This window comes from Vulcanococcus limneticus LL, from assembly GCF_943369875.1.
In the GTDB taxonomy this organism is placed as follows: domain Bacteria; phylum Cyanobacteriota; class Cyanobacteriia; order PCC-6307; family Cyanobiaceae; genus Vulcanococcus; species Vulcanococcus limneticus_A.
This window is the reverse complement of sequence record NZ_CALROT020000003.1, coordinates 237,988-263,616: the sequence shown is the minus strand read 5'-3', so window position 1 is coordinate 263,616 and position 25,629 is coordinate 237,988. Positions and strand designations below refer to the sequence as shown.

At 74.1% G+C, this 25,629-nt stretch carries 20 protein-coding genes and 1 pseudogene; 11 read left to right on the top strand and 10 right to left on the bottom strand.

Annotated features, from left to right (window positions below):
• Positions 1-123: 123 nt before the first annotated feature.
• Both ACLV7J_RS05725 and ACLV7J_RS05720 read left to right on the top strand, forming a co-directional pair.
• The gene (locus ACLV7J_RS05725) at positions 124-4,095 is read left to right on the top strand and encodes a hydantoinase B/oxoprolinase family protein (protein WP_411868150.1); all 3,972 of its coding nucleotides are present in this window, start codon (positions 124-126) and stop codon (positions 4,093-4,095) included.
• A 25-nt stretch (positions 4,096-4,120) separates the two neighbouring features.
• Positions 4,121-5,248 carry an amino acid ABC transporter substrate-binding protein gene (locus ACLV7J_RS05720; protein ID WP_411868149.1) on the top strand — a complete coding sequence of 376 codons (1,128 nt, stop codon included), beginning with the start codon at positions 4,121-4,123 and terminating at the stop codon, positions 5,246-5,248.
• Between the two features lie 38 nt (positions 5,249-5,286).
• Here ACLV7J_RS05720 and ACLV7J_RS05715 read toward each other — a convergent pair whose 3' ends face one another.
• From ACLV7J_RS05715 to hemL, 6 genes are read right to left on the bottom strand one after another with little or no spacing between them, the layout of a single operon-like run.
• Positions 5,287-6,003, bottom strand: coding sequence for an ABC transporter ATP-binding protein (locus tag ACLV7J_RS05715; protein ID WP_411868148.1), 717 nt, complete (start codon positions 6,001-6,003; stop codon positions 5,287-5,289).
• Positions 6,000-6,797, bottom strand: a complete 798-nt coding sequence (locus tag ACLV7J_RS05710) for an ABC transporter ATP-binding protein (protein WP_411868147.1) — start codon at positions 6,795-6,797, stop codon at positions 6,000-6,002. The genes ACLV7J_RS05715 and ACLV7J_RS05710 overlap by 4 nt, the downstream gene beginning before the upstream one ends.
• Positions 6,794-7,717 carry a branched-chain amino acid ABC transporter permease gene (locus ACLV7J_RS05705; protein ID WP_411868146.1) on the bottom strand — a complete coding sequence of 308 codons (924 nt, stop codon included), beginning with the start codon at positions 7,715-7,717 and terminating at the stop codon, positions 6,794-6,796. The genes ACLV7J_RS05710 and ACLV7J_RS05705 overlap by 4 nt, the downstream gene beginning before the upstream one ends.
• 33 nt (positions 7,718-7,750) lie before the next feature.
• Complete coding sequence (locus tag ACLV7J_RS05700; protein ID WP_411868145.1) at positions 7,751-8,692, bottom strand: branched-chain amino acid ABC transporter permease; 942 nt, start codon at positions 8,690-8,692, stop codon at positions 7,751-7,753.
• On the bottom strand, positions 8,689-9,984 hold the full coding sequence (locus ACLV7J_RS05695; protein WP_411868180.1) for an ABC transporter substrate-binding protein: 1,296 nt from the start codon (positions 9,982-9,984) through the stop codon (positions 8,689-8,691). The genes ACLV7J_RS05700 and ACLV7J_RS05695 overlap by 4 nt, the downstream gene beginning before the upstream one ends.
• 43 nt (positions 9,985-10,027) lie before the next feature.
• Positions 10,028-11,353 (bottom strand): glutamate-1-semialdehyde 2,1-aminomutase, encoded by a 1,326-nt coding sequence (gene hemL / locus ACLV7J_RS05690; protein WP_411868144.1) that lies wholly within the window; start codon positions 11,351-11,353, stop codon positions 10,028-10,030.
• A gap of 367 nt (positions 11,354-11,720) precedes the next feature.
• On the opposite strand from hemL, the gene ACLV7J_RS05685 reads away from it, so the two are divergent.
• Together ACLV7J_RS05685 and ACLV7J_RS05680 are read left to right on the top strand one after the other, a co-directional pair.
• Entirely contained in the window at positions 11,721-13,160 is a 1,440-nt protein-coding gene (locus tag ACLV7J_RS05685; protein WP_411868179.1) for an FAD-linked oxidase C-terminal domain-containing protein, read from the top strand.
• A 14-nt stretch (positions 13,161-13,174) separates the two neighbouring features.
• Complete coding sequence (locus ACLV7J_RS05680) at positions 13,175-14,569, top strand: APC family permease (RefSeq protein WP_411868143.1); 1,395 nt, start codon at positions 13,175-13,177, stop codon at positions 14,567-14,569.
• Between the two features lie 13 nt (positions 14,570-14,582).
• On the opposite strand, the gene xth is transcribed toward ACLV7J_RS05680, so the two are convergent.
• Positions 14,583-15,419: an exodeoxyribonuclease III gene (gene xth / locus ACLV7J_RS05675; RefSeq protein ID WP_411868142.1), complete on the bottom strand. Its 837-nt coding sequence runs from the start codon at positions 15,417-15,419 to the stop codon at positions 14,583-14,585.
• Positions 15,420-15,492: 73 nt separating this feature from the next.
• Here xth and ACLV7J_RS05670 point away from each other — a divergent pair, with 73 nt between their 5' ends.
• The gene (locus tag ACLV7J_RS05670) at positions 15,493-15,840 is read left to right on the top strand and encodes a hypothetical protein (protein WP_411868141.1); all 348 of its coding nucleotides are present in this window, start codon (positions 15,493-15,495) and stop codon (positions 15,838-15,840) included.
• Here the strand turns inward: ACLV7J_RS05670 and ACLV7J_RS05665 are convergent.
• The gene (locus tag ACLV7J_RS05665) at positions 15,773-16,609 is read right to left on the bottom strand and encodes a hypothetical protein (RefSeq protein WP_411868140.1); all 837 of its coding nucleotides are present in this window, start codon (positions 16,607-16,609) and stop codon (positions 15,773-15,775) included. The two genes, ACLV7J_RS05670 and ACLV7J_RS05665, sit on opposite strands and share 68 nt — an antisense overlap.
• 97 nt (positions 16,610-16,706) lie before the next feature.
• On the opposite strand from ACLV7J_RS05665, the gene ACLV7J_RS05660 reads away from it, so the two are divergent.
• The 4 genes and pseudogenes from ACLV7J_RS05660 to ACLV7J_RS05645 all read left to right on the top strand — a co-directional run bounded on the left by ACLV7J_RS05660 (position 16,707) and on the right by ACLV7J_RS05645 (position 20,808).
• Complete coding sequence (locus ACLV7J_RS05660) at positions 16,707-17,519, top strand: hypothetical protein (protein ID WP_411868139.1); 813 nt, start codon at positions 16,707-16,709, stop codon at positions 17,517-17,519.
• 90 nt (positions 17,520-17,609) lie between these two features.
• Positions 17,610-18,254 (top strand): annotated as a pseudogene (locus ACLV7J_RS05655) (hypothetical protein); the annotation flags it as partial.
• A gap of 116 nt (positions 18,255-18,370) precedes the next feature.
• Positions 18,371-19,690, top strand: a complete 1,320-nt coding sequence (gene larC, locus ACLV7J_RS05650; protein ID WP_411868138.1) for a nickel pincer cofactor biosynthesis protein LarC — start codon at positions 18,371-18,373, stop codon at positions 19,688-19,690.
• A 65-nt stretch (positions 19,691-19,755) separates the two neighbouring features.
• Positions 19,756-20,808: a lysylphosphatidylglycerol synthase domain-containing protein gene (locus ACLV7J_RS05645; RefSeq protein ID WP_411868178.1), complete on the top strand. Its 1,053-nt coding sequence runs from the start codon at positions 19,756-19,758 to the stop codon at positions 20,806-20,808.
• On the opposite strand, the gene ACLV7J_RS05640 is transcribed toward ACLV7J_RS05645, so the two are convergent.
• Positions 20,781-21,719, bottom strand: a complete 939-nt coding sequence (locus ACLV7J_RS05640; protein WP_411868137.1) for an NAD(P)-dependent oxidoreductase — start codon at positions 21,717-21,719, stop codon at positions 20,781-20,783. The two genes, ACLV7J_RS05645 and ACLV7J_RS05640, sit on opposite strands and share 28 nt — an antisense overlap.
• 123 nt (positions 21,720-21,842) lie before the next feature.
• Here ACLV7J_RS05640 and ACLV7J_RS05635 point away from each other — a divergent pair, with 123 nt between their 5' ends.
• Positions 21,843-22,325, top strand: coding sequence for a Fur family transcriptional regulator (locus ACLV7J_RS05635; RefSeq protein WP_411868136.1), 483 nt, complete (start codon positions 21,843-21,845; stop codon positions 22,323-22,325).
• 10 nt (positions 22,326-22,335) lie between these two features.
• Positions 22,336-23,880 carry an MFS transporter gene (locus tag ACLV7J_RS05630; protein ID WP_411868135.1) on the top strand — a complete coding sequence of 515 codons (1,545 nt, stop codon included), beginning with the start codon at positions 22,336-22,338 and terminating at the stop codon, positions 23,878-23,880.
• Here the strand turns inward: ACLV7J_RS05630 and ACLV7J_RS05625 are convergent.
• On the bottom strand, positions 23,877-25,457 hold the full coding sequence (locus ACLV7J_RS05625) for an ABC transporter permease (protein ID WP_411868134.1): 1,581 nt from the start codon (positions 25,455-25,457) through the stop codon (positions 23,877-23,879). The two genes, ACLV7J_RS05630 and ACLV7J_RS05625, sit on opposite strands and share 4 nt — an antisense overlap.
• Between the last annotated feature and the right edge of the window lie 172 nt (positions 25,458-25,629).

Sequence of the window (25,629 nt, the reverse complement as noted above, 5' to 3'; positions counted from 1 at the left end):
GTCCAGAGCCTGCCCGCACTGTCCCGGCGGCGGGTGACTCGCCTGCAACCGCTCCGCCCCCAGTTGTGACCGGATGCAACTGGGGCGGCCCAGCTTGAATGGGGCCCTCGTCTCCCTGCGCCGATGCCTGCTGCTCCGCCCGTTGATCGCAGCGGCTGGCGCTTCTGGATCGACCGCGGCGGCACCTTCACCGACCTGGTGGGCTGCGCCCCCACGGGCGAGCTGGTGGTGCGCAAGGTGCTCTCGGTGCAGCCGGATCGCCCCGACGATCCGGCGGTGCGGGCCATCCGTGAGGTGCTGGGGCTGCCGGCGGCCGCTGCCGGCGGCGATCCACTGCCGCCGGGCCTGGTGCAGGAGGTGCGGCTGGGCACCACGGTGGCCACCAATGCGCTGCTGGAGCGCCGCGGCGTGCCCACGCTGCTGCTGGTGAACCGGGGCTTCGCCGATCTGCTGCGCATCGGCGACCAGCACCGGCCCGATCTCTTCGCCCTGCGCATCGAGCGGCCCGATCCCCTGGAGGGCCGGGTGCTGGAGGTGCCCGGCCGGCTGGCGGCCGATGGCCAGGAGCTGGAGCCCCTCGATCTGGCTGGCCTTGCTGGCAAAGACCTGGAGGTGGCGTTGCGCCAAGCCCAGGAGGATGGCTACCGGAGCGTTGCGGTGGCGCTGCTGCATGCCTACCGCCATCCCCGCCACGAGCTGCAGCTGGGGGCCTGGCTCGAGCGGCTGGGGTTCGCTTCAGTGGCGCTGTCCCACCGGGTGAGCCCCCTGCCGCGGCTGGTACCCCGCGCCCAGACCACCGTGCTGGAGGCCTACCTGGGGCCGGTGCTGGACGACTACCTCCGGCAGGTGCGCACCGCCCTCGGGGAGGGGGTGGCGCTGCGGGTGATGCAGTCGAGCGGCGGGCTGATCGGCCCCGAGCAGCTGCGGGCCAAGGACACGATCCTCTCCGGACCCGCCGGGGGGCTGGTGGGGGCGGTGCGCACCTCGGCGGCCGCTGGCTTCAGCACGGTCGTCGGCTTCGACATGGGGGGCACCTCCACCGACGTCTGCTATGCCGATGGCGTGTGGGAGCGGCGGGAGCAGGCCCAGGTGGCCGGCTTCACCCTGCAGGCTCCGATGCTGGAGATCCACACGGTGGCCGCCGGTGGCGGTTCGGTGATCAGCGCCGATGGCCAGCGGCTGCGGGTGGGCCCCGCCTCCGCCGGGGCCGATCCGGGCCCCGCCTGCTACCGCCGCGGTGGGCCGCTGACCCTCACCGACGCCAACCTGCTGCTGGGCCGGCTGCAGCCCGAGGCGTTCCCGGCCCTGTTCGGGCCCGAGGGCGACCAGCCCCTCGACGCGGCGGTGGTGGGCCTGAAATTTGAGGCTCTGGGCCAGGAGCTGGCGGCGGCCACGCAGGTGCCGCCACGCTTGCCCGAGTCGCTGGCGGAGGGTGCCCTGGCGATCGCCGTGGAGCGGATGGCCGAGGCGATCCGACGTATCTCGATCCAGCAGGGGCACGACGTGCGCCACGCCGCCCTCTGCTGCTTCGGCGGCGCCGGCGGTCAGCATGCCTGCGCCCTGGCCGAGGCCCTGGGCATCCGCCAGGTGCTGCTGCACCCCCTGGCCGGGGTGCTCTCCGCCTACGGCATCGGCCTGGCGGAGGAGCGTCGCCTGCTGGAGCGCACGGTGCGCCGACCCCTGACCCCGGAGCTGCTGGAGGAGCTCACGGCGCTGAGGGAGGAGTTGATGGAGTCCCTGGCGGGCGCTCCAGTTCGGGATGGTGTGCAGCGGGATGGTGACCAGCTGGACGCTGAGAAGCAGGACGGTGAGCGCTCGGACCGTGAGCACCCGGACCGTGAGCGTCCGGCCCTTGAGTGCTACGACGTTCAGCTGCAGCTGCGCACCCCCGGCAGCGACAGCGTCATCCCCCTCCCCTGGTCCCCTCTGGATGCGTTGCTGGAGGGCTTTGCCAGTCGCTACGAGCAGCGCTTCGGCTACCGGCCCATGGACCGGGAGGGTCAGCCGCTGCGGCCGGTGGTGGAACGGCTCAGCGTGGAGCGCATTCGCGCGGGTCAGCCCCTGCAGCGCGGTACGGCGGCGGGGCCCGGCTCAAGGCCCGACGACGAAGTAGCGATCCCACCGGACAGGGGTGCTGCACCGAGGGCGGAAACCCGGCAGATCCGGCTCTACGTCGCCGGGGGCTGGTGCGAGGCCCCGTTGCTCCAGCGGGGGGCGCTGGGCGGGGCGGGCCCCTTGCCGGGACCGGCCCTGATCGTGGATCCCACCGGCACGAACCTGCTGCTGCCGGGCTGGAGCGCCGAGCTGCTCGCAGGTGGGGAACTGCTGTTCCGCCACGAGGCTGCACCTTCCGCCGACCTGTCCTCCGTCGAAGGCTCCTCCGTTCCTGGGGCTGCTGAGGTAACCGGGTTGCGTCGCCAGGACGCAGACGGCCCAGAGCTGCGCTGCCAGGAGCCGGACGTGCCCGTGTTGCCCTGCCAGCACCCTGGGGCTCCGGAGGACCCGCCCGCCCCCGACCCCGTGCTGCTGGAGCTGTTCCACAACCGCTTTGCCGCCATCGCCGAGCAGATGGGCACGCGGCTGCAGCTCACCAGTTCGTCGGTGAACATCCGCGAACGGCTCGATTTCTCCTGTGCCGTGTTCGATGGGGCGGGGGCGCTGGTGGCCAATGCGCCCCACATCCCCGTGCACCTGGGCTCGATGGGCGAGAGCGTGGTGGCTCTGCTGGCCGCCGTCCGCCGCGGCGAGCATCCGCCGCTGTCCCCCGGCGATGCGGTGGTGACCAACAACCCCTTCAACGGCGGCACCCACCTGCCGGACATCACCGTGATCACGCCGGTGTTCGCTGAGCTGCCGGATTCACGGGACGTGGCCGGGTTCCCGGCTGCCCCCGTGCTGTTCGTGGCCTCCCGCGGTCACCACGCCGATGTGGGGGGCATCACGCCGGGCTCGATGCCGTCCCACAGCCGCCGCATCGACGAGGAGGGCCTGCTGCTCGACAACGTGCCGCTGCTGCGGGACGGCGTCTTCCAGGAGGGGATCTGGCGAGAACGGCTCGAGGCGGGACCCTGGCCCGTGCGCAATCCCGACCAGCTGCTGGCCGATCTGCAGGCCCAGGTGGCCGCCAACCGCCTGGGGGTGGAGCGGCTCCAGGCGCTGATCCGGCGCGAGGGGTTGCCGCTGGTGCAGACCTATCTGGGCCACGTGCAGCGCCACGCCGCCGAAGCCGTGCGCTGTGTGATTGATCGGCTCCACGACGGAGCCTTCCGCCTGCCCCTCGACGACGGCCTGGAGGTGGCGGTGGCGATCACGGTGGACCGGGCGGCCCGCCGCGCCCGCATCGACTTCAGCGGCACCTCCCCGCAGCAGACGGACGGCAACCTCAATGCCCCCCTGGCCATCACCAAGGCCGTGGTGCTCTACGTGTTCCGCTGCCTGGTGGATCGGCCGATCCCGCTCAACGCCGGCTGTTTCGAGCCCCTGGAGCTGGTGGTGCCGGAGGGTTGCCTGCTGCATCCACGCCCGCCCGCCGCGGTGGTGGCCGGCAACGTGGAGACCTCCCAGGCCGTGGCCAACGCCCTGTTCGGCGCCCTGGGGGTGATGGCCGCCGCCCAGGGCACGATGAACAACCTCAGCTTCGGCAACGCCCGCTGCCAGTACTACGAGACGATCTGCGGCGGCACGGGCGCCGGGCTGGACGCCGCCGGCCGGGGCTTTGCCGGCGCCGATGCGGTGCAGAGCCACATGACCAACTCGCGCCTCACCGATCCCGAGATCCTTGAGGAGCGCTTCCCCGTGCGGCTGGAGCAGTTCGCCATCCGCCGCGGCAGCGGCGGCGGAGGCCACTGGCGCGGCGGCGACGGGGTGGTGCGGCAGCTGCGCTTCCTGGAGCCGATGACGGTGTCGCTGCTGAGTGGCTCGCGCCGGGTGGCGCCCTTCGGCCTGGCCGGCGGCGGCGCGGCGGCCCTGGGCCGTAACCGGCTCCAGCGTGCCGATGGCGCCTGGGAGGAGCTGGGCGGGCGGGCTGAACGGGCGGTGGACCCCGGCGATCGGCTGCGGATCGAGACCCCGGGTGGGGGCGGCTATGGCACCTAGATTCGCGTCCCTCTGCTGGAGGTGCATGGCGCTGCCGCGACTGCGACGCCCCCTGCGTCGTGCCTCCCGACGCCCCTGGATCCGCTCAGGCCTGGCTCTGCCCGTGCTGGCGCTGCTCACGGCCGCTCCGCTGGCCAGCTGCGGCGGTTCCGCTGGTGAGGCTGGGGGCGACCAGCTGCAGAGCGAGCGCCTGCGCCAGGCGCGCCAGCGCGGAACCCTGGTGTGCGGGATCAACGGCCAGCTGCCTGGCTTCAGCAGCCTCGGCGCCGACGGCCGCTACACGGGCTTCGACGTGGAGTTCTGCCGCGCGGTGGCCGCCGCGGTGCTGGGGGATCCCGCCCGCGTGGAGCTGCGCCTGCTCTCCAGCAACGACCGCTTCACCGCCGTGGCCAGCGGCGATGTGGACCTGCTCTCGCGCAACACCACCGTGAACCTGAGCCGGGATGCCCCCGGCGGCAACGGCCTGGCCTTTGCGCCGATCCTCTTCTTCGACGGTGGCGCCGTGCTCGTGCCGGTCGCCAGCGGCATCCGTCGCCTGGCCGATCTGGCCGGCCGGCCTGTGTGTGTGGTGAGCGGTTCCACCAACGAGGGCGTGCTGGCGGATCGCATGGGCAGCCTGGGCCTGCGCTATGTGCCGCTGCGCTACCGCAACGCCGATGAGACATTCGCCGCCTACCTCTCCGGCCGCTGCACCGCCGTGACCAGTGATCGCTCCGGCCTGGCGGCCCGCCGCACCCTGTTCCCCGACCCGGCCGCCCACCGGCTGCTGCCGGAGGCCCTGAGCAAGGAGCCGATGGCGGCCGCCAGCCGCCAGGACGATCCCGTGTGGGCCGATGCGGTGCGCTGGATCGCCTACGCCCTGATCGAGGCGGAGGAGCAGGGGGTGACGCGCGCCAACCTGGCGGCGCTCACGGCCCGGGCCCGCTCCGATCCGCGCCAGGCGCGGCTGCGGCGGTTCCTGGGCCTCGAGGGCGAGCTGGGCCGCTCCCTGGGCCTCCCGGCCGACTTCGCCGCCAGGGCGGTGGCGGCTGTGGGGAACTACGGCGAGCTGTTCGAGCGCAACCTGGGCCAGGGGTCATCCCTGGGGCTGGAGCGTGGCGCCAACCAGCTCTGGAACCGCGGCGGCCTGCTGATCGCGCCGCCCTTCCGCTAGGGCGCCAGGCCATCGCTCAGTCCCTTGGCCCGTGGCCCTCAGCCCCCCAGGTAGGCGGCCTGCAGGGTGGGATCGGCCAGCAGCTCGGCCGCCGGGCCCGCCAGGGTGAGGCGGCCCGCCTCCAGCACCACGCCCCGGTCGGCGATGCCCAGGGCGGCCTGGGCGTTCTGCTCCACCAGCAGGATCGTGAGCCCCTCGCAGTGCAGCTGGGCCAGGGCCGCCATCACCTCGCCCACCAGCTTTGGGGCCAGGCCCAGGCTGGGCTCATCCAGCAGCAGCAGCTCCGGCCGGCCCATCAGCGACCGGGCAATGGCCAGCATCTGCTGCTCGCCGCCCGAGAGGCCCCCGGCCAGCTGGTGGCGCCGCTCCGCCAGGCGGGGGAACAGCCCGTAGCAGCGCTCCAGGTCGGCGTGGATGGCGGCGGTGTCGCGGCGCAGGTAGGCGCCCAGCATCAGGTTGTCGACCACGCTCTGGCGGCTGAGCACCCGCCGGCCCTCGGGGCAGTGGCCGATGCCCAGCTTCAGGAGGCGATGGGCCGGCACCCCCGCCAGGCTGCCGCCGCGCCAGAGGATCTGCCCCGCGGCGGCGGGCACCAGGGCCGAGATGGCCCGCAGGGTGGTGCTCTTGCCGGCGCCGTTGGAGCCCAGCAGCGTCACCAGTTCGCCGGGGTGCACCAGCAGGTCGATACCGGCCAGGGCCTGCACGCTGCCGTAGTGCACGCTCAGCCCCTGGAGCTCGAGCAGGGGGGTGGTCATGACGCAGGGCCTCCGGTGCCGAGGTAGGCCTCGATCACCTGCGGGTCGTGGCGCACCTCCTCGGGCGTGCCCAGGGCGATGCGCACGCCGAAATCCAGCACGGCCATGCGGTCGCACAGGCGCATCAGCAGTGGCACGTGGTGCTCAATGATGACCACCGTGAGCTGGTGGCGCTGGCGCAGCGCGCTGATCAGCTGGCAGAGCTGGTCTTTTTCGGCGGGGTTGAGGCCGGCGGCGGGTTCATCCAGCAGCAGCAGGGAGGGGCCGGTGGCCAGGGCCCGGGCCATTTCCAGCCGGCGCCGATCGCCGTAGGCCAGGGTGCCGGCCTGCCGCTCGGCCAGGGCCGTGAGCCCCAGCTCCTCCAGCAGCTGCCAGGCCGCCTCCAGCCGCTGGCGCTCGGCGCGCCGGTGGCCGGCGCTGTTGAGCAGACCGCCGGCGGCGCTGCTGCGGGGGCGGCGCTGCAGGGCCACCAGCACGTTGTCCAGCACCGAGAGACCCTCGAACAGGCGCAGGTTCTGGAAGGTGCGGGCCAGGCCCAGGCGGTTGAGCCGATGCGGCGGCTGGCCGGTGATCGGCTCGCCGCGCCAGAGCACCGCGCCGCTGCTCGGCGGCGTCACGCCGGAGATCAGGTTGAACAGGGTGGTTTTGCCGGCGCCGTTGGGGCCGATCAGGCCGAAGATCTCGCCGGGCTGCACGGCGAAGCTCACCCGATCCACGGCCAGCAGCCCCCCGAAGCGGCGGCTGAGATCCCGCACCTCCAGCAGGGGCGCGCTCCTGGCTGGGCCTTGGCTCATGGCTGGGCCTCCTCGGCTTTGCGTCTGGCGCCGCTGGCGCTGCCCAGGCCCCAGGCCCCCAGGCGCTCCAGCAGGGCCGGGGTGATCAGCCCCTGGGGCGCCAGTACCGGCCCTAGCAGGATCACCAGGCCGAACAGCACCAGGCGCACATCGCCCACCGGCCGCAGCAGCTCCGGCAGGGCCGTGAGCAGCAGGCCCCCCACCACCGGCCCCAGCCAGGTGCGCGAGCCCCCCAGGATCACGAAGGCCAGGGTGGTGATGCTGGCGTCGAAGGAGCCCTGGCGGGCGTTCCAGGTGTTGAGGAAGTGGGCGGCCAGGGCGCCGGTGCTGCCGGCCAGCACGGCGCTGAGCACGAAGGCGCTCAGCTTCACCCGGGTGGTGTCGATGCCCATGCAGCGGGCGGCCAGGTCGTCGTCGCGGATGGCGGCCATGGCGCGGCCCAGGGGCATCCGCTCCAGCCGCTGGCAGAGCCAGCCGGTCAGGGCCAGCAGCCCCAGGGCCGGCAGCAGGTAGCCGGCGGCGGTGGCGAAGGGCTGGGGGATGGCGAAGATCCCCACCGCTCCGCCGGTGAAGGGCAGATTCAGGATCGCCACCCGCACGATCTCCACCAACGCGATGGTGGCGATGGCCAGGTAGATCCCCTGCAGCCGCAGCACCAGCCGTCCCACCAGCAGGGCCAGCAGCCCGGCCAGCAGACCCCCCAGGGCCATCTCCAGCAGCAGCGAGGGCACGGGGAACCCGCCATCGGCCGTGGCCCCGAGGGCGCTCCAGCGGGTGGAGAGCAGGGCCGCCAGGGTGCCGCCCACCGCGTAGAAGGCCGGCGTGGCCAGCGACAGCTGCCCCGCCGCCAGCGGTAGGTATACCGACAGACCCAGCAGGGCGCCGAGCAGCATCTGCACCAGCAGGCCGTTGTCGATCACGGGGCCACCTCGCCGCGGGGGATGCTCATGGCCTCACACCTTCTCCACCGTGCGCCGGCCCAGCAGGCCCCGGGGGCGCAGCAGCAGCACCACGAACAGGATCGCGAAGGCCAGGGCATCGCGCCAACCGGAGGCCTCGCTGGGCACCAGGGCTTCGGCCAGGCCCATCAGCAGCCCGCCGGCGATGGCGCCGGGCACGCTGCCCAGGCCGCCCAGCACCAGCACCGCCAGCCCCTTGAGGCCGTAGCCGATGCCGAAGTAGGGGCCCGGCAGGCTCACGCTCACGCCGATCAGGCCGCCGCCCAGGCCCGCCAGGGCTCCGCTGAGGAAGAACGCCAGCCGCACCATGGCCTCGCTGTGGATGCCGAGCAGCTGGGCGGTGGTGGCGTCTTCCGCCACGGCCCGCAGGGCCCGGCCGCCCTTGCTGCGCTCCAGCCAGAGGCTGAGGGCGACCACGGCGGCGGCGGAGATCAGCAGCAGCAGCAGCTGGATCGTGCGGATGCGGGCGCCGGCGATCACCAGGGCATCGGGCAGCCCCCCCAGGGCATCGGTGCCGTGGGGGAAGGCGTAGCCCTCAGCCCCCATCAGCAGCTGCAGCAGGTTCACCAGCACCACGCCGGCACCGAGGCTGGTGATCAGGGCCAGCAGCGGCTCGGCGTTGCGGCGCCGCAGCGGCGCGAAGGCCACCCGCTCCACCAGCAGTCCCACCAGGCCGGAGCCGGCCGCCGCCAGCAGCAGGGCCAGCCAGAAGGGCAGCCCGCCCGGCAGCCCCCAGCCCGGCAGGGCGCCGTTGACGCCGATCCTGCCGCCCATCAATAGAAAGGTGAGGTAGCCGCCCACGGAAAAGAGCGCGCCCTGGGCGAAGTTGATCACCCCGAGCACCGAGAACACCAGCGTGTAGCCCAGGGCCACCAGGGCATACACGCCGCCGCTGGCGGCGCCGTTGAGCAGGGTCTGCAGCAGGGTTTCGATCACGGCTTGGCCTCCTGCAGCCGGCGCTCGCGCACCAGGGCGAAGCGTCCGTCGCGGCCGCCGGGGGCCATGCGCACCTCGGCCACGTAGAAGCGATCCTGCAGCACCTCACCCTCGGGGCTGAAGCCGATCGGGCCCAGGGGGGTGTCGTAGGTGCCGCGGAGCAGCTCGGCCATCAGGTTGGCGCGGGCCTGGCCGAGGGTCACACCCGTGAGGCCCCCCTGGCGCTGCAGCCGCTGGATGGCTTCGAACAGCACCTGGTAGGCGGTGAAGGCCTGGGCGGTGATCTGCGGCGGCGGCCGATCGCCGTGGGCCTGGCGGAACAGCTGCTGGAAGCGGCGGTTGATGGGGGTGTCGAGTTCGGGGCTGTAGGCCTGGGCGATCAGGATGCCGTCGCACCAGCGCTGGCAGATCGGATAGATGTTCGGCGTGTTGAGGCCGTTGCCCACCACGATCTGACCGCGGTAGCCCAGCTCACGCAGCTGGCGGATCAGGTTGCCGCCGGCCACCGCCTGCACCGAGAGCACCACCAGCTGGGGCTGGAGCTGCAGGGCGGAGGTGATCGGCGTCTGGAAGTCGTTGTCGGCCAGCTGGGTGCGCTGCACCGTGACGGGGGTGAGCCCGCGGGCGGCGAGGGCCTTCTGGAAGATGGCCACCTCGGCGGTGCTGTAGGCGTCGTCCTGGGCGTAGAACACGGCCACGCGCCGGATCGAGGGATCGCGCTGCAGGGCCTCCGCGATCGAGAGCGGGGCGATCACCGAGCTCTGGGCCGACACGCGGCTGATGAAGTGGCCGATCTCGGGGATGCCCTTGGCCGTGTTGGAGGGGGCCACCACGGGCACCCCCTGGCGCTGGGCGATCGGATCGGCGGCGAAGGCCTGCTGGGAAAGGGTGGGGCCGATCAGGGCGATCACCCCCTGGCGGATCAGCAGGTTGAAGGCGGCGATGGCGCTGGGCTCATCGGAGGCGCCGTCCTCCAGTTGCAGGCGCACCGGCCGGGCAGGGGCTCCCGCTTGCTGGGCCCAGCGTTCGGCCAGGGTCAGGCCCATGCGCTGGTCCTGGCCGTAGAGGTTGGCGTTGCCGGTAAAGGCGATGGCGGCCCCGAGGGTGAGGGGGCCGCTTGCGAGCGGCTTGGCGGCGGGATCACTGCTGCGGCCCAGCCAGGCCAGGGCGCCGATGCCGGCCGCCAGTAGGGCCGCCAGCCTCAGGGCGCCGCGCTGGCGGCGCTCGATCGGGGTGGAGCTCCCCGACCTGTCGTGGCTCACGGCCGTCGCTGGCGGCGGTGCGCTCGTCATCGGCACGGCATCCGCTGGCCGTTCGACTGCTCGCTCCAGGCCCTCAGGCCACCTGGGCGAAGGCGTCGCGGAAGGCCGCGATCGTGGCGTCGATGTCGGCGTCCGAGTGGGCCAGGGAGGTGAAGCCGGCCTCGAAGGCGCTGGGGGCCAGGTAGACGCCGCGCTCGAGCATGGTGCGGTGCAGCTTGCCGAAGCGCACCGTGTCGGCCGCCTTGGCCTCCTCGAAGTTGCGCACCGGGCCCTCGCAGAGGAAGAAGCCGAACATGGCGCTGATCGAGCCGCCGGTGATCGGCAGTCCGGCGCTGCGGGCGGCGTCCTGGATGCCGGCGCTGAGGCGCTTGGTGATGGCGTCGAGGCGCTCGTAGGTGCCGGGCTGCTTGAGCAGCTCCAGGGTCTTGATGCCGGCGGTCATCGCCAGGGGATTGCCGCTGAGGGTGCCCGCCTGATACATCGGGCCCGCCGGGGCCACCAGGCCCATGATGTCGGCCCGGCCGCCGTAGGCGCCCACGGGCAGGCCGCCGCCGATCACCTTGCCCATGGTGGTCAGGTCGGGGGTGACACCGAACTTGGCCTGGGCGCCGCCGTAGCTGATGCGGAAGCCGGTCATCACCTCGTCGAACACCAGCAGGGCGTCGTTCTCCTTGGTGAGTTCGCGGATGCCCTCCAGGAAGCCGGGCTCGGGGGTGATGAAGCCGGCGTTGCCCACCACGGGCTCGAGGATCACGCCGGCGATCTCCCCTGGGTTCTCGGCGAACAGCTGTTTCACCGCCTCCAGGTCGTTGTAGGGGGCGGTGAGGGTGCTGGCGGCGGTGGTGCGCGGCACGCCCGGCGAGTCGGGCAGGCCCAGGGTGGCCACGCCGGAGCCGGCCTTCACCAGGAACATGTCCGCGTGGCCGTGGTAGCAGCCCTCGAACTTGATGATCTTCTCGCGGCCGGTGAAGGCCCGCACCAGGCGCAGCACCGACATGCAGGCCTCGGTGCCGCTGTTGACGAAGCGCACCATCTCCACGCTGGGCACCGCCTCGATCACCAGCTCGGCCAGCTGGTTCTCCAGTTCGCAGGGGGCGCCGAAGCTGGTGCCCTTATCGAGGGCGGCGTGCAGGGCGGCGATCACCTCGGGGTGGGCGTGGCCGCAGATGGCGGGGCCCCAGCTGCCGATGTAATCGATGTAGCGGTTGCCGTCCACGTCCCAGGCGTAGGCCCCCTTGACGCGGTCGAACACGATGGGCTGGCCCCCCACCGAGCGGAAGGCGCGCACCGGTGAACTCACGCCACCGGGCATGAGCTTCTGGGCGGCGGTGAAGATCTCCTGGGACCGGGTGGTGTTGAGCACAGGAGTCGAAACGGGCGCTGTGGGAGAAGCCGACAAGACGGGATCCGCGGACGGGTGGCTGGGACGCACCTTCCATCCTGACCCAGAGCCCCACAGCTGTGGGAGCCAGGTCAGATTTCGTGGAGGAAGCGGCCGGCCGTCGCCGGGGCCGATGGCGGGCGCCTCCTCGTCCTCGTCAGGCCGTGGGCTGACGACCGGACACCTGGTGGGACGATCCAGGCCGGGGAGCCAGGTCGCTGGCGGTGATTAGCCTTGGCCCGGCAGTAGTCCGACGCCCGTACCCCCTGTGACGCCCTCCGCGAGCCCCTCGGCCAGCTCCCCGGACCTTCCGGTCGGGACGAGGGGCAGCGGTGGGGCCTCCCGCGGGCGATCCAGCGCCGACTGGGGCGCGATCGAGCGCCGCCTGCGCGCCCTGCTGCCCGCCAAGGCCGTGGTGGCCAAGCGCCAGGAGCTGCTGGCCTACGACTGCGATGGCCTCACCCTGCACCGCCACCAGCCGCCCCTGGTGGTGCTGCCCGAGACCACCGAGCAGGTGGCCGCGGTGGTGCGCCTCTGCGCCGAGCTGGAGGTGCCCTTCGTGGCCCGCGGCAACGGCACCGGCCTCTCCGGCGGCGCCGTGGCCGAAAGCGAGGCCCTGGTGATCGTCACCAGCCGCATGCGCCGCGTGCTGGCGGTGGACCTCGCCAACCAGCGGGTGACCGTGCAGCCCGGCGTGATCAACAGCTGGGTGACGCGGGCCGTGGCCGGCGACGGCTTCTACTACGCCCCCGATCCCTCCAGCCAGCAGGTGTGCTCGATCGGCGGCAACGTGGCCGAGAACTCCGGCGGCGTGCACTGCCTCAAGTACGGCGTCACCAGCAACCACGTGCTGGAGCTGGAGGTGGTGCTGCCCGACGGCACGGTCACCACCCTCGGGGGAGCGCTGCCCGAGCAGCCGGAGCTGGACCTGCGCGGCCTGTTCATCGGCAGTGAGGGCACCCTCGGCATCGCCACCGCCATTACCCTGCGGTTGCTGCGGGCCCCCGAGAGCGTGGCGGTGCTGCTGGCTGACTTCGCCAGCATGGAGGCCGCCGGCGAGGCGGTGCGGGCCGTGACGGCCGCCGGCGTGCTGCCGGCCGGCATGGAGATCATGGACAACTTCACGGTCAATGCCGTGGACGACCTGTTCGGCCACGACGAGTACCCGCGCGATGCGGCGGCGGTGCTGCTGATCGAGCTCGATGGCCAGGAGCGGGAGGTGGCGGCGGCCGTGGACCTGGCCGGCCAGCTCTGCCGCACCGCCGGCGCCCGCAGCGTCCGCCAGGCCAGCGACGCGGCCGATCGCGCCCTGCTCTGGAAGGGTCGCAAGAGCGCCTTCGCGGCGGTGGGCCGCATCACCCCCACCTATTACGTGCAGGACGGCGTGGTGCCCCGCACCGCCCTGCCGCGGGTGCTGGCGGCGATCGAGCGCCTCAGCCGCCGCTACGGCCTGCCGGTGGCCAACGTGTTCCACGCCGGCGACGGCAACCTGCATCCCCTGATCCTCTACCGGGCCGACGAGCCGGGGGTGGAGCAGCGGGTGAGCGAGCTGGGGGCCGAGATCCTGCGCCTCTGCATCGAGGCCGGCGGCAGCATCACCGGCGAGCACGGCGTGGGCAGCGACAAGCGCTGCTACATGGACTGGATGTTCGCCCCCGAAGACCTGGCCACCATGCAGCTGGTGCGCCGCGCCTTCGATCCCGACGGCCTGGCCAACCCCGGCAAGATCTTCCCCACGCCCCGCAGCTGCGGCGAGTCGGCGCGGCGGGTGGCGGTGCTGCGGGAGCAGGGGGTGGAGCTGCCCGAGCCGGTGGTGGCCTTCTGAGCGGCGGGGCGCCGATGACCGGCCCGCCGGAGCCGGCCCCGAGGGGCGGCCTGCTGCACATCCTGGGGCTGGGCTTTGGCCTGGCCGGGGCGGTGGGGGGCTCGATCGGTGCCGGCATCCTGCGCACCCCCGGCCTGGTGGCGGCCCAGCTGGGCAGTCCGGTGCTGATCCTGGCGGCCTGGCTGGTGGGCGGCCTCTATGCCCTGCTGGGGGCGGTGTGCGTGGCGGAGTTGGGGGCGAGCCTGCCCCGGGCCGGCGGCTGGTACGTGTATGCCCAACGGGCCTTCGGGCCCTGGGCGGGCTTCAGCGTGGGCTGGACCGACTGGTTAGGCCACGTGGTGGGCCTGGCCTGGGTGGCGATCACGGTGGGCGAGTACGTGGAGGCGCTGCTGCCGGCCTTCCCCCTGGGCCCCAGGGCCACGGCCTGCCTGGTGCTGGCCGTGTTCTCGCTGATCCAGCTGCTGGGGGTGCGGGCCGGCAGCGCCAGCCAGCAGCTGCTGAGCCTGGTGAAGGCCGCGGCCTTCCTGGCGCTGGTGCTGGCCTGCTTCCTGCTGGGCGATCCGGCCGGGGGCCAGGCCGCTGGCGCCCTGGGGGCGGCGGCTGAGGCCAGCGCAGGCCCGCTCACCGGCACCGGCCTGAGCACCGGCCTGGTCAGCGGCTCCGGCTTCGCGCTCGCGGCGGTGCTGGCCCTCCAGGCCGTGATCACCACCTACGACGGCTGGGCCAGCCCCATCTACTTCTCCGAGGAGTTCAGCGAGCCCGCCCGCGACCTGCCCCGCTCCCTGCTGGGCGGGGTGGGGGCGGTGCTGGTGATCTACCTGCTGGTGAACGGGGCCCTGCTGCGGGTGCTGCCGCTGGAGCAGCTGGCGGCCTCGGCCCTGCCGGCCGCCGATGCGGCCCGCCGGCTGGTGGGGCCCCTGGGGGGGCACCTGATCTCAGGCCTGGCGCTGCTGTCGCTGCTGGGGCTGGTGAACACCGTGGTGATGGCCGCGCCGCGGATTCTCTTCGGCCTCAGCCGCGATGGTCTGGTGCCGGCCTTCGCCCAGCAGGTGACGGCCGGCGGTACGCCGCTGGCGGCCCTGGCGATCACCAGCGGCGGAGCGGCGGCCCTGGTGCTGAGCGGTTCCTTCGCGCGGCTGCTGGGGATGGCCTCGTTTCTCTACGTGGCCATCTATCTGGCCGGCATCGTGGCGCTGCTGGTGCTGCGCTGGCGGGAGCCGGAGCTGGAGCGGCCCTTCCGGGCCTGGGGCTATCCGGTCACGCCGCTGCTGATCGCGGCCGGCTCCCTGGCCTTCCTGGTGGCCGCCCTCTGGAGCGACACGGCCAACAGCCTGGCGGCCCTGGCCCTCATCGCCCTGGGCTATCCGCTCTACGCCGCCTCGCGCCGCCTGGGCTGGGGCGAGGCCTGAGGCGAAGCGCCCCTCAGCCCCAGTCCCCGTCGTCGTCCTCCGCGTCGTCCGGGGGCGGCCAGGCCAGGTTGATCACCACCGGGGCGTGGTCGCTGGGCTTCTCGAGGCCGCGCTGGTCGCGGTGGATCACGCAGCCGGTGGCCAGCTCCACCAGCTCCTCCGACAGATAGATGTGGTCGATGCGCCAGCCCCGATCCCGGTCCCAGGCGCCGCTGCGGTAATCCCACCAGCTCCAGTGGCCGCTGGCCGGCTCGAACAGGCGGAAGCCATCCTGCAGCCGCTCGCCCAGGCAGGCCGCCAGGGCCGTCCGCTCGGCGTCGCTGGCCATGATGCCGCCGCTCTGGCGCTCGGGATCGGGCAGGTCGCGGGCCTCCGGGCCGATGTTGAAGTCGCCCACCATGCAGAGCGGATCGCCCTGCTGCTCCTGCACCGCCAGGTAGCGCTGCAGGCAGGCCAGCCACTCCAGCTTGTAGGCGTACTTCTCGCTGGTGAGCGAACTGCCGTTGGGCACGTAGAGGTTGAGCACCCGCACCCCCTCGATCAGGGCACTGATCACCCGCTTCTGCTCGCTCAGTCCCGGGGACTCGGGGTCGTCCGGCAGCAGGGCGTCAAAGCCGATCTGCACATCCTCGAGCGGCAGCAGGCTCAGGATCGCCACGCCGTTGTAGGCCTTCTGGCCGCTGATCACCACCTGATAGCCCAGGTCGGTGAAGGCGCTTGTGGGGAACAGGCCGTCCTCCACCTTGGTTTCCTGCAGGCACACCACATCGGGCCGCTCCCGCTCCAGCCAGGCCACCACCTGCTCCAGCCGGGTGCGCACCGAGTTCACGTTCCAGGTGGCGATGCGCATGGGGGCCGGGTCGGGGCGTGGCGGTGGGCCGATGCTTCTAGCATCCCCTTACGACCATTGCGCTGCGAAGGCCATGGGTAGCCGCCTCGCTTCCCCCATCCCAGCCCTGCTGCTCACCACCGGCCTGCTGTCCGCGGGTCTGCTGGCCGCCGCCGCTCCGGCCCGCGCCGACTACGCCGCCGGCCTGTCCAAGCAGGAGCGGGACGTCTACGACTACGGCCCCGGCGGGCCCGGCACCAGCAAGGGGGGCTCGATCCTCGACTCCACCAACCCCCTGGAGCTGATGAACAAGCTCCGCAAGGGCATGGCCCTCGACAACGCCACCAACCCCGGCGACGCGATCGATGCGGCCCTCAAGGACCTGGAGGCCCAGTCGGGGCCGGCGCAGCCTGGGGTTTCGCCGCCGCTGAAGGGGCCCTGAGTTTCGCCAGGCCCCAGCTGGCGGCCACCTCATCCAGGCGCTGGCTGGCCTTCTCGGGCTGGCGTTCGCGGGCCTTGGCCAGGGCCGCCTGGGCCGCTGCGGTGTCGCCCTGCTCCTGCTTGAGCAGGGCCAGGGCCAGCAGCGGCCGGGGATCCTTGGCGAACTCCTGGGCCTGCTGCAGGTAGAGGGCCTCGGCGGCGCCCTTCTGGCCCTGGCGCTGCAGCAGGTCGCCGAGCAGCAGGCCCAGCGGCAGGGCCTGGGGCTGCAGGGTCGGCTTGCTGGCCTTGGCCAGCAGGGCCCGCAGCTGGCGCTCCGCCTCCTGGCCGCGCCCCTGTTCCACCTGCAGCAGCGTCATCAGCTGCAGGGCCTCGATCCGATCGGGGCTGAGGTTGAGCAGCTGGCGCAGCTCCCGCTCGGCCCCGGCCCGGTCGTCGCCGTTGCGGCGCAGTTCGGCCAGCAGCAGCCGCAGCTGCCAGCGCTCCGGCTGCCGGTCGGCCAGGGTCTCCAGCAGCTGGGTGGCCTGCCGCTGCTGGTCGAGGGCCAGCAGCAGCTGCACCAACCGCTCCTGCTCCGCGTCGCTGGCGGAGCCCTGATCCACCTTGCTGCGCAGCTGATCGGCCTGGCGCTCCAGGGCCAGCCGCGAGCGATCGCCGCCGCCGCCCCGCTGGCCGAGCCACCAGCCGCCGGCGCCGGCCAGGCCCATCAGGGCCAGGGCCGCCAGGGCCAGCAGCAGGCCGGAGCGGGAACCAGGACTGGGTCGGGGCGGCATGGCACAGGCGGGGAGTGGCGCCAGTCTGCCGCCGCGGCCTGGCTACATTGGCCTTCGGGCCCTGCTGGTCCCGCGCGCCCAGAGGGTTCCAGCCACAATGCGTCACCATCCCATTTCCCCGGTCACCGAGCCGCTGCAGTACCGGGCCATCGGCGTGGTGCGGGGTGTTTACGAGCCCAGCGATCCGGAGCAGCTCACCCGCGGCCTGATCCGCACCGCCGACGGCAGCGAGCTGGAGGCCGTGGTGCTGGGCCGGGTGCTCACCCTGATGCGCCGCCACCTCGACCTCAGCCAGCCCCACCTGTGGGTGGCCTACCCCCGCTACCGCGAGGCCGACAAGCTGCACCTGCAGCTGGTGGGGGTGTGGGAGCCGAGCACGCTGGCGGCGGCCCAGGCCGCGCTGGAGCGCCCGGAGGGCGAGCCCGCAGCGGAGCCAGCGGTATCCGCCGATGCCACGCTTCAGGACACCCCTGCTGCCGACGAGCCGGCTGTCGAGGCCCCAACAGCCGAGGCCCCAGCCGCTGCGCCCGCGGCCGCCCTCCCCGACGACGCGCTGCCCGAGGGCGACGACTACTTCTCGGTGCGCGGCGAGCTCATCTACACCCGGCCCGAGAGCGGCGAGGTGGTGGTCAAGATCCGCCAGCAGCCCCGCTCCGACGGCAGCCGGCCCACCCCCTTCAAGCTGCAGCTCCAGGGTCAGATCCCCCTGGAGCACCTGCGCCACTTCGTCTCCCTCGACCTGCGCCGCCAGGGGCAGGCCCTGACCCTGGAGGCCTTTGAGGTGATCGCGCCGATTCCCCAGCGCGGCAACCGCGGCGGCAAGGCCAAGGGACGTGGTGGTCGTCCGGGCGGCCCCGGCGGTGCCCCGGGCCGCGGCGGCCGTCCGGCGGCAGCGGTGACGCGGCGCTGATCCGCCATGCCTGCACCCCCTCCCCCCGAGGGACCGTCTGACCAGCCGGGCTCTACCCAGCCCTCACCGCCCCAGCCCGCCCGCCCGCCTTTGCGGCGCCCGGAGGACTCGGCCGGCTCCAGCGAGGCCCTGCGGGTGGGGCTCGCCGTGGCGGCGGTCACCCTGGTGGCCGTGCTCGGGCCGCCGCTGGGCCTCTCGGCCGCCGTCATCGCCCTGGCCGCCGGCGGCGCCCTGGTGGCCCTCAGTGTGGATGCGGCCCGCTTTGGGGGCCGCGGCGGTCACCTGCTGGCCGAGGCCCTGCCCGGCGGGCGGGCCCGGCTGCGGCGCATCGCCATCCATGAGGCCGGCCACGTGCTGGTGGCGGCGGAGGAGACCATGGCCGTGAAGCAGGTGCTGGTGGGCAGCCTGGCCTGCCTGCGCCAGGGCCTGGCCGCCAGCGGCAGCACCGAGCTCGAGCCACCGGCCCACGCCAAGCTGCCGGCCGAGGAGCTGCGCCGCTGGAGCCGGGTGCTGCAGGCCGGCATGGTGGCCGAGACCCTAATCTACGGCAGCTCCCGTGGCGGCGTCGACGACCGGGCCCTGCTGGGCCGGCTCTGGGGCCTCTCCGGCTTTGACGTGGCCACGGCCCAGCGGGAGCAGCGCCGCGCCCGCCGCGAGGTGGACCAGCTGCTGCGCGCCCGCCGCGACCAGCTGGAGCAGCAGGCGGAACAGCTGCTGGACGCGGCACCGCGGCTGTTGAACCCGTCACCCCGGCTGTCTGCCCCGGCTGAGCCGCCGCAGGCCCCGGCAGCACTGCCCCTCGCCCCGCACCCGCTCACCCCGGTGCCACCCGCCGCTGCCCCGAGCCAGCCATGACCACCCCCCTGGCGGTCGTGGACTGCCCCACGGGTCTAGCCGGCAACATGCTGCTGGCCGCCCTGTTCGACCTGGGCCTGCCCCACGCCGCCGTGGATGCGCCCCTGGCGGCCCTGGGTCTGGAGGGCCGCTACCGGCTGGCGCTCGAGGAGCGCCGCAGCGGTGGCCTGCGGGGCCTGCACCTGGCGGTCGAGAGCCTGGAGGCGGAGCCGCCCCATCGCCACTGGAGCGAGCTGCGCGCCCGGATCGCCGCGGCGCCGCTGCAGCCGCCGCTGCGCGAGCGGATCCTGGCGGTGTTCACGGGCCTGGCGGAGGCGGAGGCGGCCGTGCACGGCCACGCGCCCGAGCAGGTGCACTTCCATGAGGTGGGGGCCCTCGATGCCCTGGTGGACGTGGTGGGGGTCTGCGCGGGGCTGGCCCACTTCGGGGTGGAGCGGCTGATCTGCGCCGTGCCGCCCGCCGGCCACGGCACGGTGCGCACCGCCCATGGGGTGCTGCCCCTGCCGGCCCCGGCGGTGCTGGAGCTGGCCCGCCGCGGCGCCATTCCCCTGGCCTCCAGCGCCGGCTTTCCCGCCGGCGAGCTCACCACCCCCACGGGTCTGGCCCTGATGGCGGCCCTGGCCGATGGCTTCGGGCCGGCGCCGGCCCTGGTGCCGCGGGCCGTGGGGGTGGGGCTGGGCAGCCGCAGCCTGGATCGGCCGAACCTGCTGCGGCTGGTGCTGGGGGAGGCCGCCCACGCTGGGTTCGGCGCGTCGGCCGAGGGCCTGGGCGGAGCCGCGCCGGGGACGGATGCGGGCCTGGGCGCCGCGGCCCCCCGGCTGGAGACGGTGCTGGAGCAGCAGGCCCAGATCGATGACGCCAGCCCCGAGGACCTCGCCTTCCTGGCCGACGCCCTGCGGGAGGCCGGCGCCCTGGAGGTGTTCAGCCAGCCGATCCTGATGAAGAAGGGCCGCCCCGGCCTGCTGCTCAGCGTGATCGCCTGGCCGGAGCAGGCCGAGGCCCTGCGGGCGGTGTGGTGGCGCCACGGCAGCAGCCTGGGGGTGCGGGAGCAGTGGCTGCGGCGCTGGGCCCTGCCCCGGTCCAGCCACACCGTTTCCACCGCCTGGGGACCGGTGCGCATCAAGACGGCCCGCCGGCCCGATGGGGGCCTGACCCACAAGCCCGAATATGGGGATCTGGCGGACCTGGCCCGCCGCCACGGCCTGCCCCTGGCCCAGCTGCGCCAGGCGGCGCTGGCGGCCCTGGCGGCCAGCCCTCCCCCCGACCCCAACGCCGACCCCACCCCCTTCTCTCCGTGCCCCACCGAGCCGTGCTGACGCTGCGCCGCTGCCTCGCTGCCGGCGGCGCCCTGGCGGCCCGCCTGGGGGGCTGGCTGCAGCCCGTGGCTGCCCGGTTGGGGGCCCTCGCCGGCCAGCTGCCCGGTGGCGCCCGCCTGTGGGTGGGCCTGGCCAGCTTCGGCTTCGTGCTGGCGGCCCTGGCCGCCAACCTGCGCTCCCTGCTGCAGCTCAGCCTCGATGGCCAGGGCTGGTGGTGGCTGCTGCTGGGGGTGGGGGTGAGTCTGCTCAGCCTGGTGGTCAATGGCCTGGCCTGGGGCGTGGGCCTGCGCTGGCTCGGGCTGCGGCCCCGCTGGGGCGCCACGGTGCTGCTGTTCCTGGGCTCGAACCTGCGCAAGTACCTGCCCGGTGGCGTCTGGCACCTGGTGGCCCGGCTGCGGGTGTTGCAGCGCTCCGGACTGGCCCCGGGCGATGGGGTCAGCGGGCCCGGCCGATCCGCCGCCGATCCCCTGCCGGCCCCCCTGGCCACGGCCCAGGCCCTGGTGGCGGTGCTGCTCGATCCCCTGCTGATGGCGGCCGCGGCCCTGGCCCTGCTGCCCCTGGGCGGCTGGCAGGCGGGCCTGGGACCCCTTGGGCTGCTGCCGCTGCTGGCCCTGGCCCCGCGCTGGCTGGCGCCGCTGCTGGAGCGGCTGGAGCGGCGCCGGGCCGCCCAGCTGCAGCGCCGCGGCCTGCTGGAGCCGAACGAGATCCCCGCCCCCCAGCTGCGGCTGCCCGGCTACCCGCTGCTGCCGCTGCTGGCGGAGCTGGCCTTCGTGCTGCTGCGCTTCGCCGGCTTCGCCTGCTGCGTGCAGGCCTTCGATGTGGCCTTCGCCATCCCCTGGGGCAGCTGGCTGGCCGGCTTCGCCCTCGCCTGGACCGCCGGCCTGGTGGTGCCGGGCGCCCCAGGGGGGCTGGGGGTGTTCGAAGCGGTGCTGCTGCTGCGGCTGGGGGTGTCGGTGCCGGAGGCGCCCCTGCTGGCGGTGGCCCTCAGCTACCGCCTGGTGACCTCCCTGGCCGATCTGATCGCCGCCGGCACTGCCCGGCTGGATGGCGGCCTGCTGGCCCTGGCGGCCGCCACCCCCGACCCGCAGGTTCAGGCCGCGGCCGACGAGCGGGCGTAGTCCTGCAGGTGTGCCGCCAGGGTCTGCACCAGGCGGGCCCGGGCCTGGCGTGAGGTCCAGCCCATGTGGGGCGTGAGGATCAGGTTGGGCACCGCCAGCAGCGGCTCCAGCTCCGGCCCGGGGGGCTCCTGGCTGAGCACATCCAGGGCGGCCCCGGCCAGCCGGCCCTGGCGCAGGGCCTCCACCAGGGCGCCGGTGTCCACCAGGCCGCCGCGGCCCAGGTTCACCAGCAGGGCCGTGGGCTTCATCCAGCCCAGCCGCTCCGCGTTGATCAATCCGGCGCTGGCGGGCGTGAGCGGCGCGTGCAGGCTCACCACGTCGGCGCTGCGCAGGGCGGCCTCCAGCTCGGCGGCGCTGGAGCGGCTGGTGAGGCCCACGGTGTCCATGCCGAAGGCCGCGCCGATGGCCAGCACGCCCCGGCCGATGTCGCCGGCCCCCACCACCACCAGGCGCTGGCCCTGCAGTTCGTCGAATTCCGGCTCCACCAGGGCGAACACCGGGCTGCGCTGCCAGTCGCCGGCGCGTACCCGCTCCCGGCGGGCCTGCAGGCGGGTGGCCAGCTCCAGGATCAGGGTCCAGGTCACCTGCACCACCGAGGCGCGGCTATAGGCGCCGGCATTGCGCACCGCGATGCCCAGCTCCTGGCAGGCGGCCAGGTCGACCTGGTCGGTGCCGGTGCTGGCGGTGCAGATCAGCCGCAGGGCCGGCAGCTGGCGCAGCAGCGCCCCATCCAGGGGGATCTTGTTGGTGATCGCGATCGTCGCGCCGGCCAGCCGCTCCAGCCGCTGCTCCGGGGCCGTCACGGGCCAGGCCTCCAGCTCCGCCCATGGCTCCAGCGGGCTCAGGTCCACCGGCCCCAGGCTGAGGGCATCGAGGAACACGGCCCGGGGCCGCGTGGGGGTTGGGGGCATGGGCGGCGCCGGCGCTGGGGGTGCCGAGCAGTCTGGCAGCCCTTCGCAACAGGCATTACTGTTGAGAAGCACTGCGTGGGTTCCCGGCGCGCCGGCCCCTGCCAGTCCCCTCGCGTCGTCCCCATGGCCGCGGCCCTGCCCCCAGCCCCGGCTCCCCACCCCCAGGCCGACCAACTGCGCACCACGCTGCACGGCCGCGGCCAGCGGCTCACCCCCCAGCGGCAGCGGGTGCTGGCCCTGTTCGAGCGCATCGGCGAGGGCAGCCACCTCAGCGCCGAGGAGGTGCACCAGCGGCTGCTGCGGGCCGAGGAGCGGGTGTCGCTGGCCACCGTGTACCGCACCCTGCGGCTGCTGAGCTCGATGGAACTGCTGCGGGAGCTGGAGCTGCCGGAGGGCGGCCGCCGCTTCGAGCTGGCCACCGGCGACGACCACCGCGACCACCACCACCTCGTGTGTGTGCGCTGCGGCCACACCGAGGAGTTCGAGAGCCAGGCGGTGCTGCAGGCGGGCGAGCAGGCCGCCGAGCTGCACGGCTTCCGGCTGCTGGAGTGCGTGCTGAATGTGCGGGCCCTCTGCCCCCGCTGCGCCGCCGCCGAGCAGGGCTGAGGGCCAGGCCATGGCCCCATCCGCTGCCCCTGGGTCCGCCAGCCCGGACGGCCCCTCCCCCGGGGCCCGCAGCGTGCAGGCCTGGATCGAGGACCTCCCCGCCTGGGACAGCCAGCCGCTCTTCGCCGCTCCGCCCCTCACCGCCACCCAGTGGCAGGTGTGGGCGATGGCCAGCGCCGGCAAGTTCTTCGAGGGGCTGGTGGTGTTCATGGGCGGCATCGCCCTGCCGCTGCAGGCGGCCCAGTTCGGTCTGGGCCCTGCCGCCATGGGCCTGGTGACGGCCGCGGGCCTGCTGGGGATCCTGCTGGGGGCCCTGCTGCTGGGCGGTCTGGCGGATCGCTTCGGCCGCCGGCCCGTGTTCATCGGCGAGATGGCGCTGCTGCTGCTGGCCCTGCTGGCCGCGGCCGCCAGCCCTAGCCCGGCCTGGCTGGTGGCGGCCCTGTTCGCCATGGGTCTGGCCCTCGGCGCCGACTACCCCACCGCCCACCTGGTGATCTCCGAGAGCATCCCGGCGGCGGCCCGGGGCCGGCTGGTGCTGGCGGCCTTCAGCTTCCAGGCCCTCGGCGCCGTGCTGGGAACGGCCGTGGCGGCCCTGCTGCTGGACGCCAGGCCGGAGCTCGACACCTGGCGGCTGTTCTATCTGCTGCCGGCCCTGCCGGTGGCCGCCGTGCTCGCGGGCCGGCTGCTGCTGCCGGAGAGCAGCCACTGGTTGATCAGCCGCGGGCGGCGGCAGCAGGCCGAGGCCGCCCTGGCCCGGCTGCTGCACCGGCCAGGGCTGAACCTGCTGCAGCCCCATGAGGCCCACCCCCACCTGGAGCCCCACCACCTGGCCGACTGGCGCCACCTGTTCCGCCCGCGCCACCAGCGGGCCCTGGTGCTGGCCTGCCTGCCCTGGTTCCTGCAGGACCTGGGCACCTACGGCATCGGCCTGTTCACGCCGCTGATCGTGGCCACGGCCTTCGGCAGCCCAGCGGCCAGCGCGGCGGAGCTGGCCGCGGCCCCGGGGCAGGCGGCCGCCGGTCTGGCCGCCCTGATCGAGGGCGTGATCGTGGGGGCCCGGGGCACGGCCCTGATCGACGTGGGCTTCCTGGTGGGCATCGGCGTGGCGATCCTGCTGGCGGATCGCTGGGGCCGGATCCCCCTGCAGATCCTGGGCTTTCTGGGCTGCGCCGCCGGGCTGCTGATCGCCATGGCCGGCAGCGGGGTCGCGGCCGCCGGCCTGGGCGCCGTCGGCCCCGGGCAGCCGGCTCACCTGGCCCTGATCGTGCTGGGCTTCGTGGTCTTCCAGTTCATGACCAACCTGGGCCCCAACGCCCAGACCTATCTGATCGCCGGCGAGGTGTTCCCGACCCCCCTGCGGGGCCTGGGCTCGGGCCTGGCGGCGGCGGCGGGCAAGGTGGGGGCCGTGCTCACGGCCTTCCTGTTCCCGGCGCTGCTGCAGCACTTCGGCAGCGGGCCGCTGCTGGCGGGCCTGGCGGCCAGTTCGCTGCTGGGGGCCGCCGTCACCTGGTGGTTCCGCATCGAGACCCGCGGCCTCAACCTGGAGCGCCTCTAGCCCGACGGGCCGCGGCGCTCCAGGTTCGGCACCAGGGCCAGGGAGGCCGCCAGCCCCAGCAGCAGGATCAGCAGCGCCGGCACCAGGGCCGCCCCCAGCCGCTCGTCGCTGGCGTACTGGTAGACGCGCACCGAGAGGGTGTCGAAGTCGAAGGGACGCAGGGCGAAGGTGAGCGGCAGCTCCTTCACGGTGTCCACGAACACGAGCAGGGCGCCCACCAGCAACGGCCCCCGCAGCAGCGGCAGGTGCACCCGCTGCAGCACCTCCGGCCAGCGGCAGCCCAGGCCCGTGGCCGCCTCGTCGACGCTGGGGGGGATCCGCTCCAGGGCCGCATCGAGGCCGCCCTTGGCCACCGCCAGGAAGCGGTCGCCATAGCCCCACACCAGCAGCAGCAGCGGCGCCAGGCCCAGGGGACCGCCCACCAGCATCAGGGCCAGGGCCAGCACGGTGCCGGGCACGGCGTAGCCCAGGCCCGCCACGAAGCTGAGGCGCTGCAGCAGCGGCTGGGCGATCCAGCGCCGGGCGATCGCCAGCAGCAGGCCGCAGGCCACGGTGAGGACCGCGGCCACCAGGGCGAGCACGAGGCTGCGGCCGGCCAGGGCCAGCAGGTCCCCCAGGGGCTGGCTCACCAGCTGATCCAGGCTCGTGGTCGCCCACAGCAGCGGCACCCCCAGGCTGAGCAGGGGCGGCAGCAGGCAGCAGAGCTGGGCCGCCAGGGCCCGCGGGCCCGCCAGGGGCCAGGAGTGCTCGGCCTCCCCGCCGTGGCCCAGGTTCCAGCAGCGGCTGCGGCTGCGCAGCTGGCGCTCGGCCGCCACCAGCAGGCCCACGATCACCAGGGCCACCAGGGCCAGGCCCACGGCCCCCTGGGGGTCCCCTTCCGCCTGCCAGCGCTGCAGGATTCCGGCGGAGAGGGTGGGCACCCCGAGCAGCTCCACCGCCCCGAGCTCGTTCACCACTTCCATGCCCGCCAGGGCGATGCCGGCGCCGATGGCGGGCAGGGCCATCGGCAGCGCCACACGCCGGAACCCGCCCCAGGGGCCTACCCCCAGGCTGCGGCAGGCCTCCAGCTGGCGCCGGCCGCTGATTGAGAAGCTCTCGGTGCTCAGCAGGAACACGTAGGGGTAGGTGCTGAGGGTCAGCACCGCCACGGCCCAGACGGGCCCGTGCACCGGCTGGCCCCAGCGGCTGCCCAGGTCCACCAGGGTGGCGGCCAGCAGGTAGGCCGGCGAGGCCATCGGCAGCAGCTGGGCGATCCGCAGCCAGCGGCGGCCGGGAAACCGGCAGCTGGCGGTGAGCCAGCCGTTGGTGGTGCCCAGCAGGGCGCAGCCCAGGCCCACCGCCAGCACCAGGCCCAGGCTGCCGGCCAGCTGCTGCTGGCCCTCGGCCCCCAGCTGGATCAGGTCCAGGCCTCCCGCCAGGGCGAAGCCCCCCAGCCGCAGCAGCGGCAGCAGGGCCAGGCCGCAGAGCACCAGCACCGCCACGGCAAGGCCGCTGCGGTCCTGCAGGAGCTGGCCGGGCCTCGCGGGGAGGGGGGCGGTGGAGGGGGGCGCGGGAGTGTCTGGTGGAGCGGCGACCATGGCGCGGATCGCTGGGCCGCCACCCTAGGCAGGGCCTGGCTGGGGCCCCTTCAGCTACAGGTGCTGGCGGGCTCAAGGCCCCCGCCACCAAGACCGCCGGCACCAAGACTGCCGGCAACAAGGACGCCGCCAACAAGAAAGGCGCCCCTGGGGGCGCCTGCTCACGGCCGGA

Bases quoted from the DNA above. Each gene is read 5' to 3' on its own strand.
- ACLV7J_RS05680 (WP_411868143.1), top strand. From the start codon at position 13,175: ATGACCGGCCCGCCGGAGCCGGCCCCGAGGGGCGGCCTGCTGCACATC.
- xth (WP_411868142.1), bottom strand. From the start codon at position 15,419: ATGCGCATCGCCACCTGGAACGTGAACTCGGTGCGCACCCGGCTGGAG.
- ACLV7J_RS05630 (WP_411868135.1), top strand. From the start codon at position 22,336: ATGGCCCCATCCGCTGCCCCTGGGTCCGCCAGCCCGGACGGCCCCTCC.
- ACLV7J_RS05725 (WP_411868150.1), top strand. From the start codon at position 124: ATGCCTGCTGCTCCGCCCGTTGATCGCAGCGGCTGGCGCTTCTGGATC.
- ACLV7J_RS05670 (WP_411868141.1), top strand. From the start codon at position 15,493: ATGGGTAGCCGCCTCGCTTCCCCCATCCCAGCCCTGCTGCTCACCACC.
- ACLV7J_RS05635 (WP_411868136.1), top strand. From the start codon at position 21,843: ATGGCCGCGGCCCTGCCCCCAGCCCCGGCTCCCCACCCCCAGGCCGAC.
- ACLV7J_RS05665 (WP_411868140.1), bottom strand. From the start codon at position 16,609: ATGCCGCCCCGACCCAGTCCTGGTTCCCGCTCCGGCCTGCTGCTGGCC.
- ACLV7J_RS05695 (WP_411868180.1), bottom strand. From the start codon at position 9,984: ATGACGAGCGCACCGCCGCCAGCGACGGCCGTGAGCCACGACAGGTCG.
- ACLV7J_RS05660 (WP_411868139.1), top strand. From the start codon at position 16,707: ATGCGTCACCATCCCATTTCCCCGGTCACCGAGCCGCTGCAGTACCGG.
- ACLV7J_RS05640 (WP_411868137.1), bottom strand. From the start codon at position 21,719: ATGCCCCCAACCCCCACGCGGCCCCGGGCCGTGTTCCTCGATGCCCTC.
- larC (WP_411868138.1), top strand. From the start codon at position 18,371: ATGACCACCCCCCTGGCGGTCGTGGACTGCCCCACGGGTCTAGCCGGC.
- ACLV7J_RS05625 (WP_411868134.1), bottom strand. From the start codon at position 25,457: ATGGTCGCCGCTCCACCAGACACTCCCGCGCCCCCCTCCACCGCCCCC.
- ACLV7J_RS05710 (WP_411868147.1), bottom strand. From the start codon at position 6,797: ATGAGCCAAGGCCCAGCCAGGAGCGCGCCCCTGCTGGAGGTGCGGGAT.
- ACLV7J_RS05715 (WP_411868148.1), bottom strand. From the start codon at position 6,003: ATGACCACCCCCCTGCTCGAGCTCCAGGGGCTGAGCGTGCACTACGGC.
- ACLV7J_RS05720 (WP_411868149.1), top strand. From the start codon at position 4,121: ATGGCGCTGCCGCGACTGCGACGCCCCCTGCGTCGTGCCTCCCGACGC.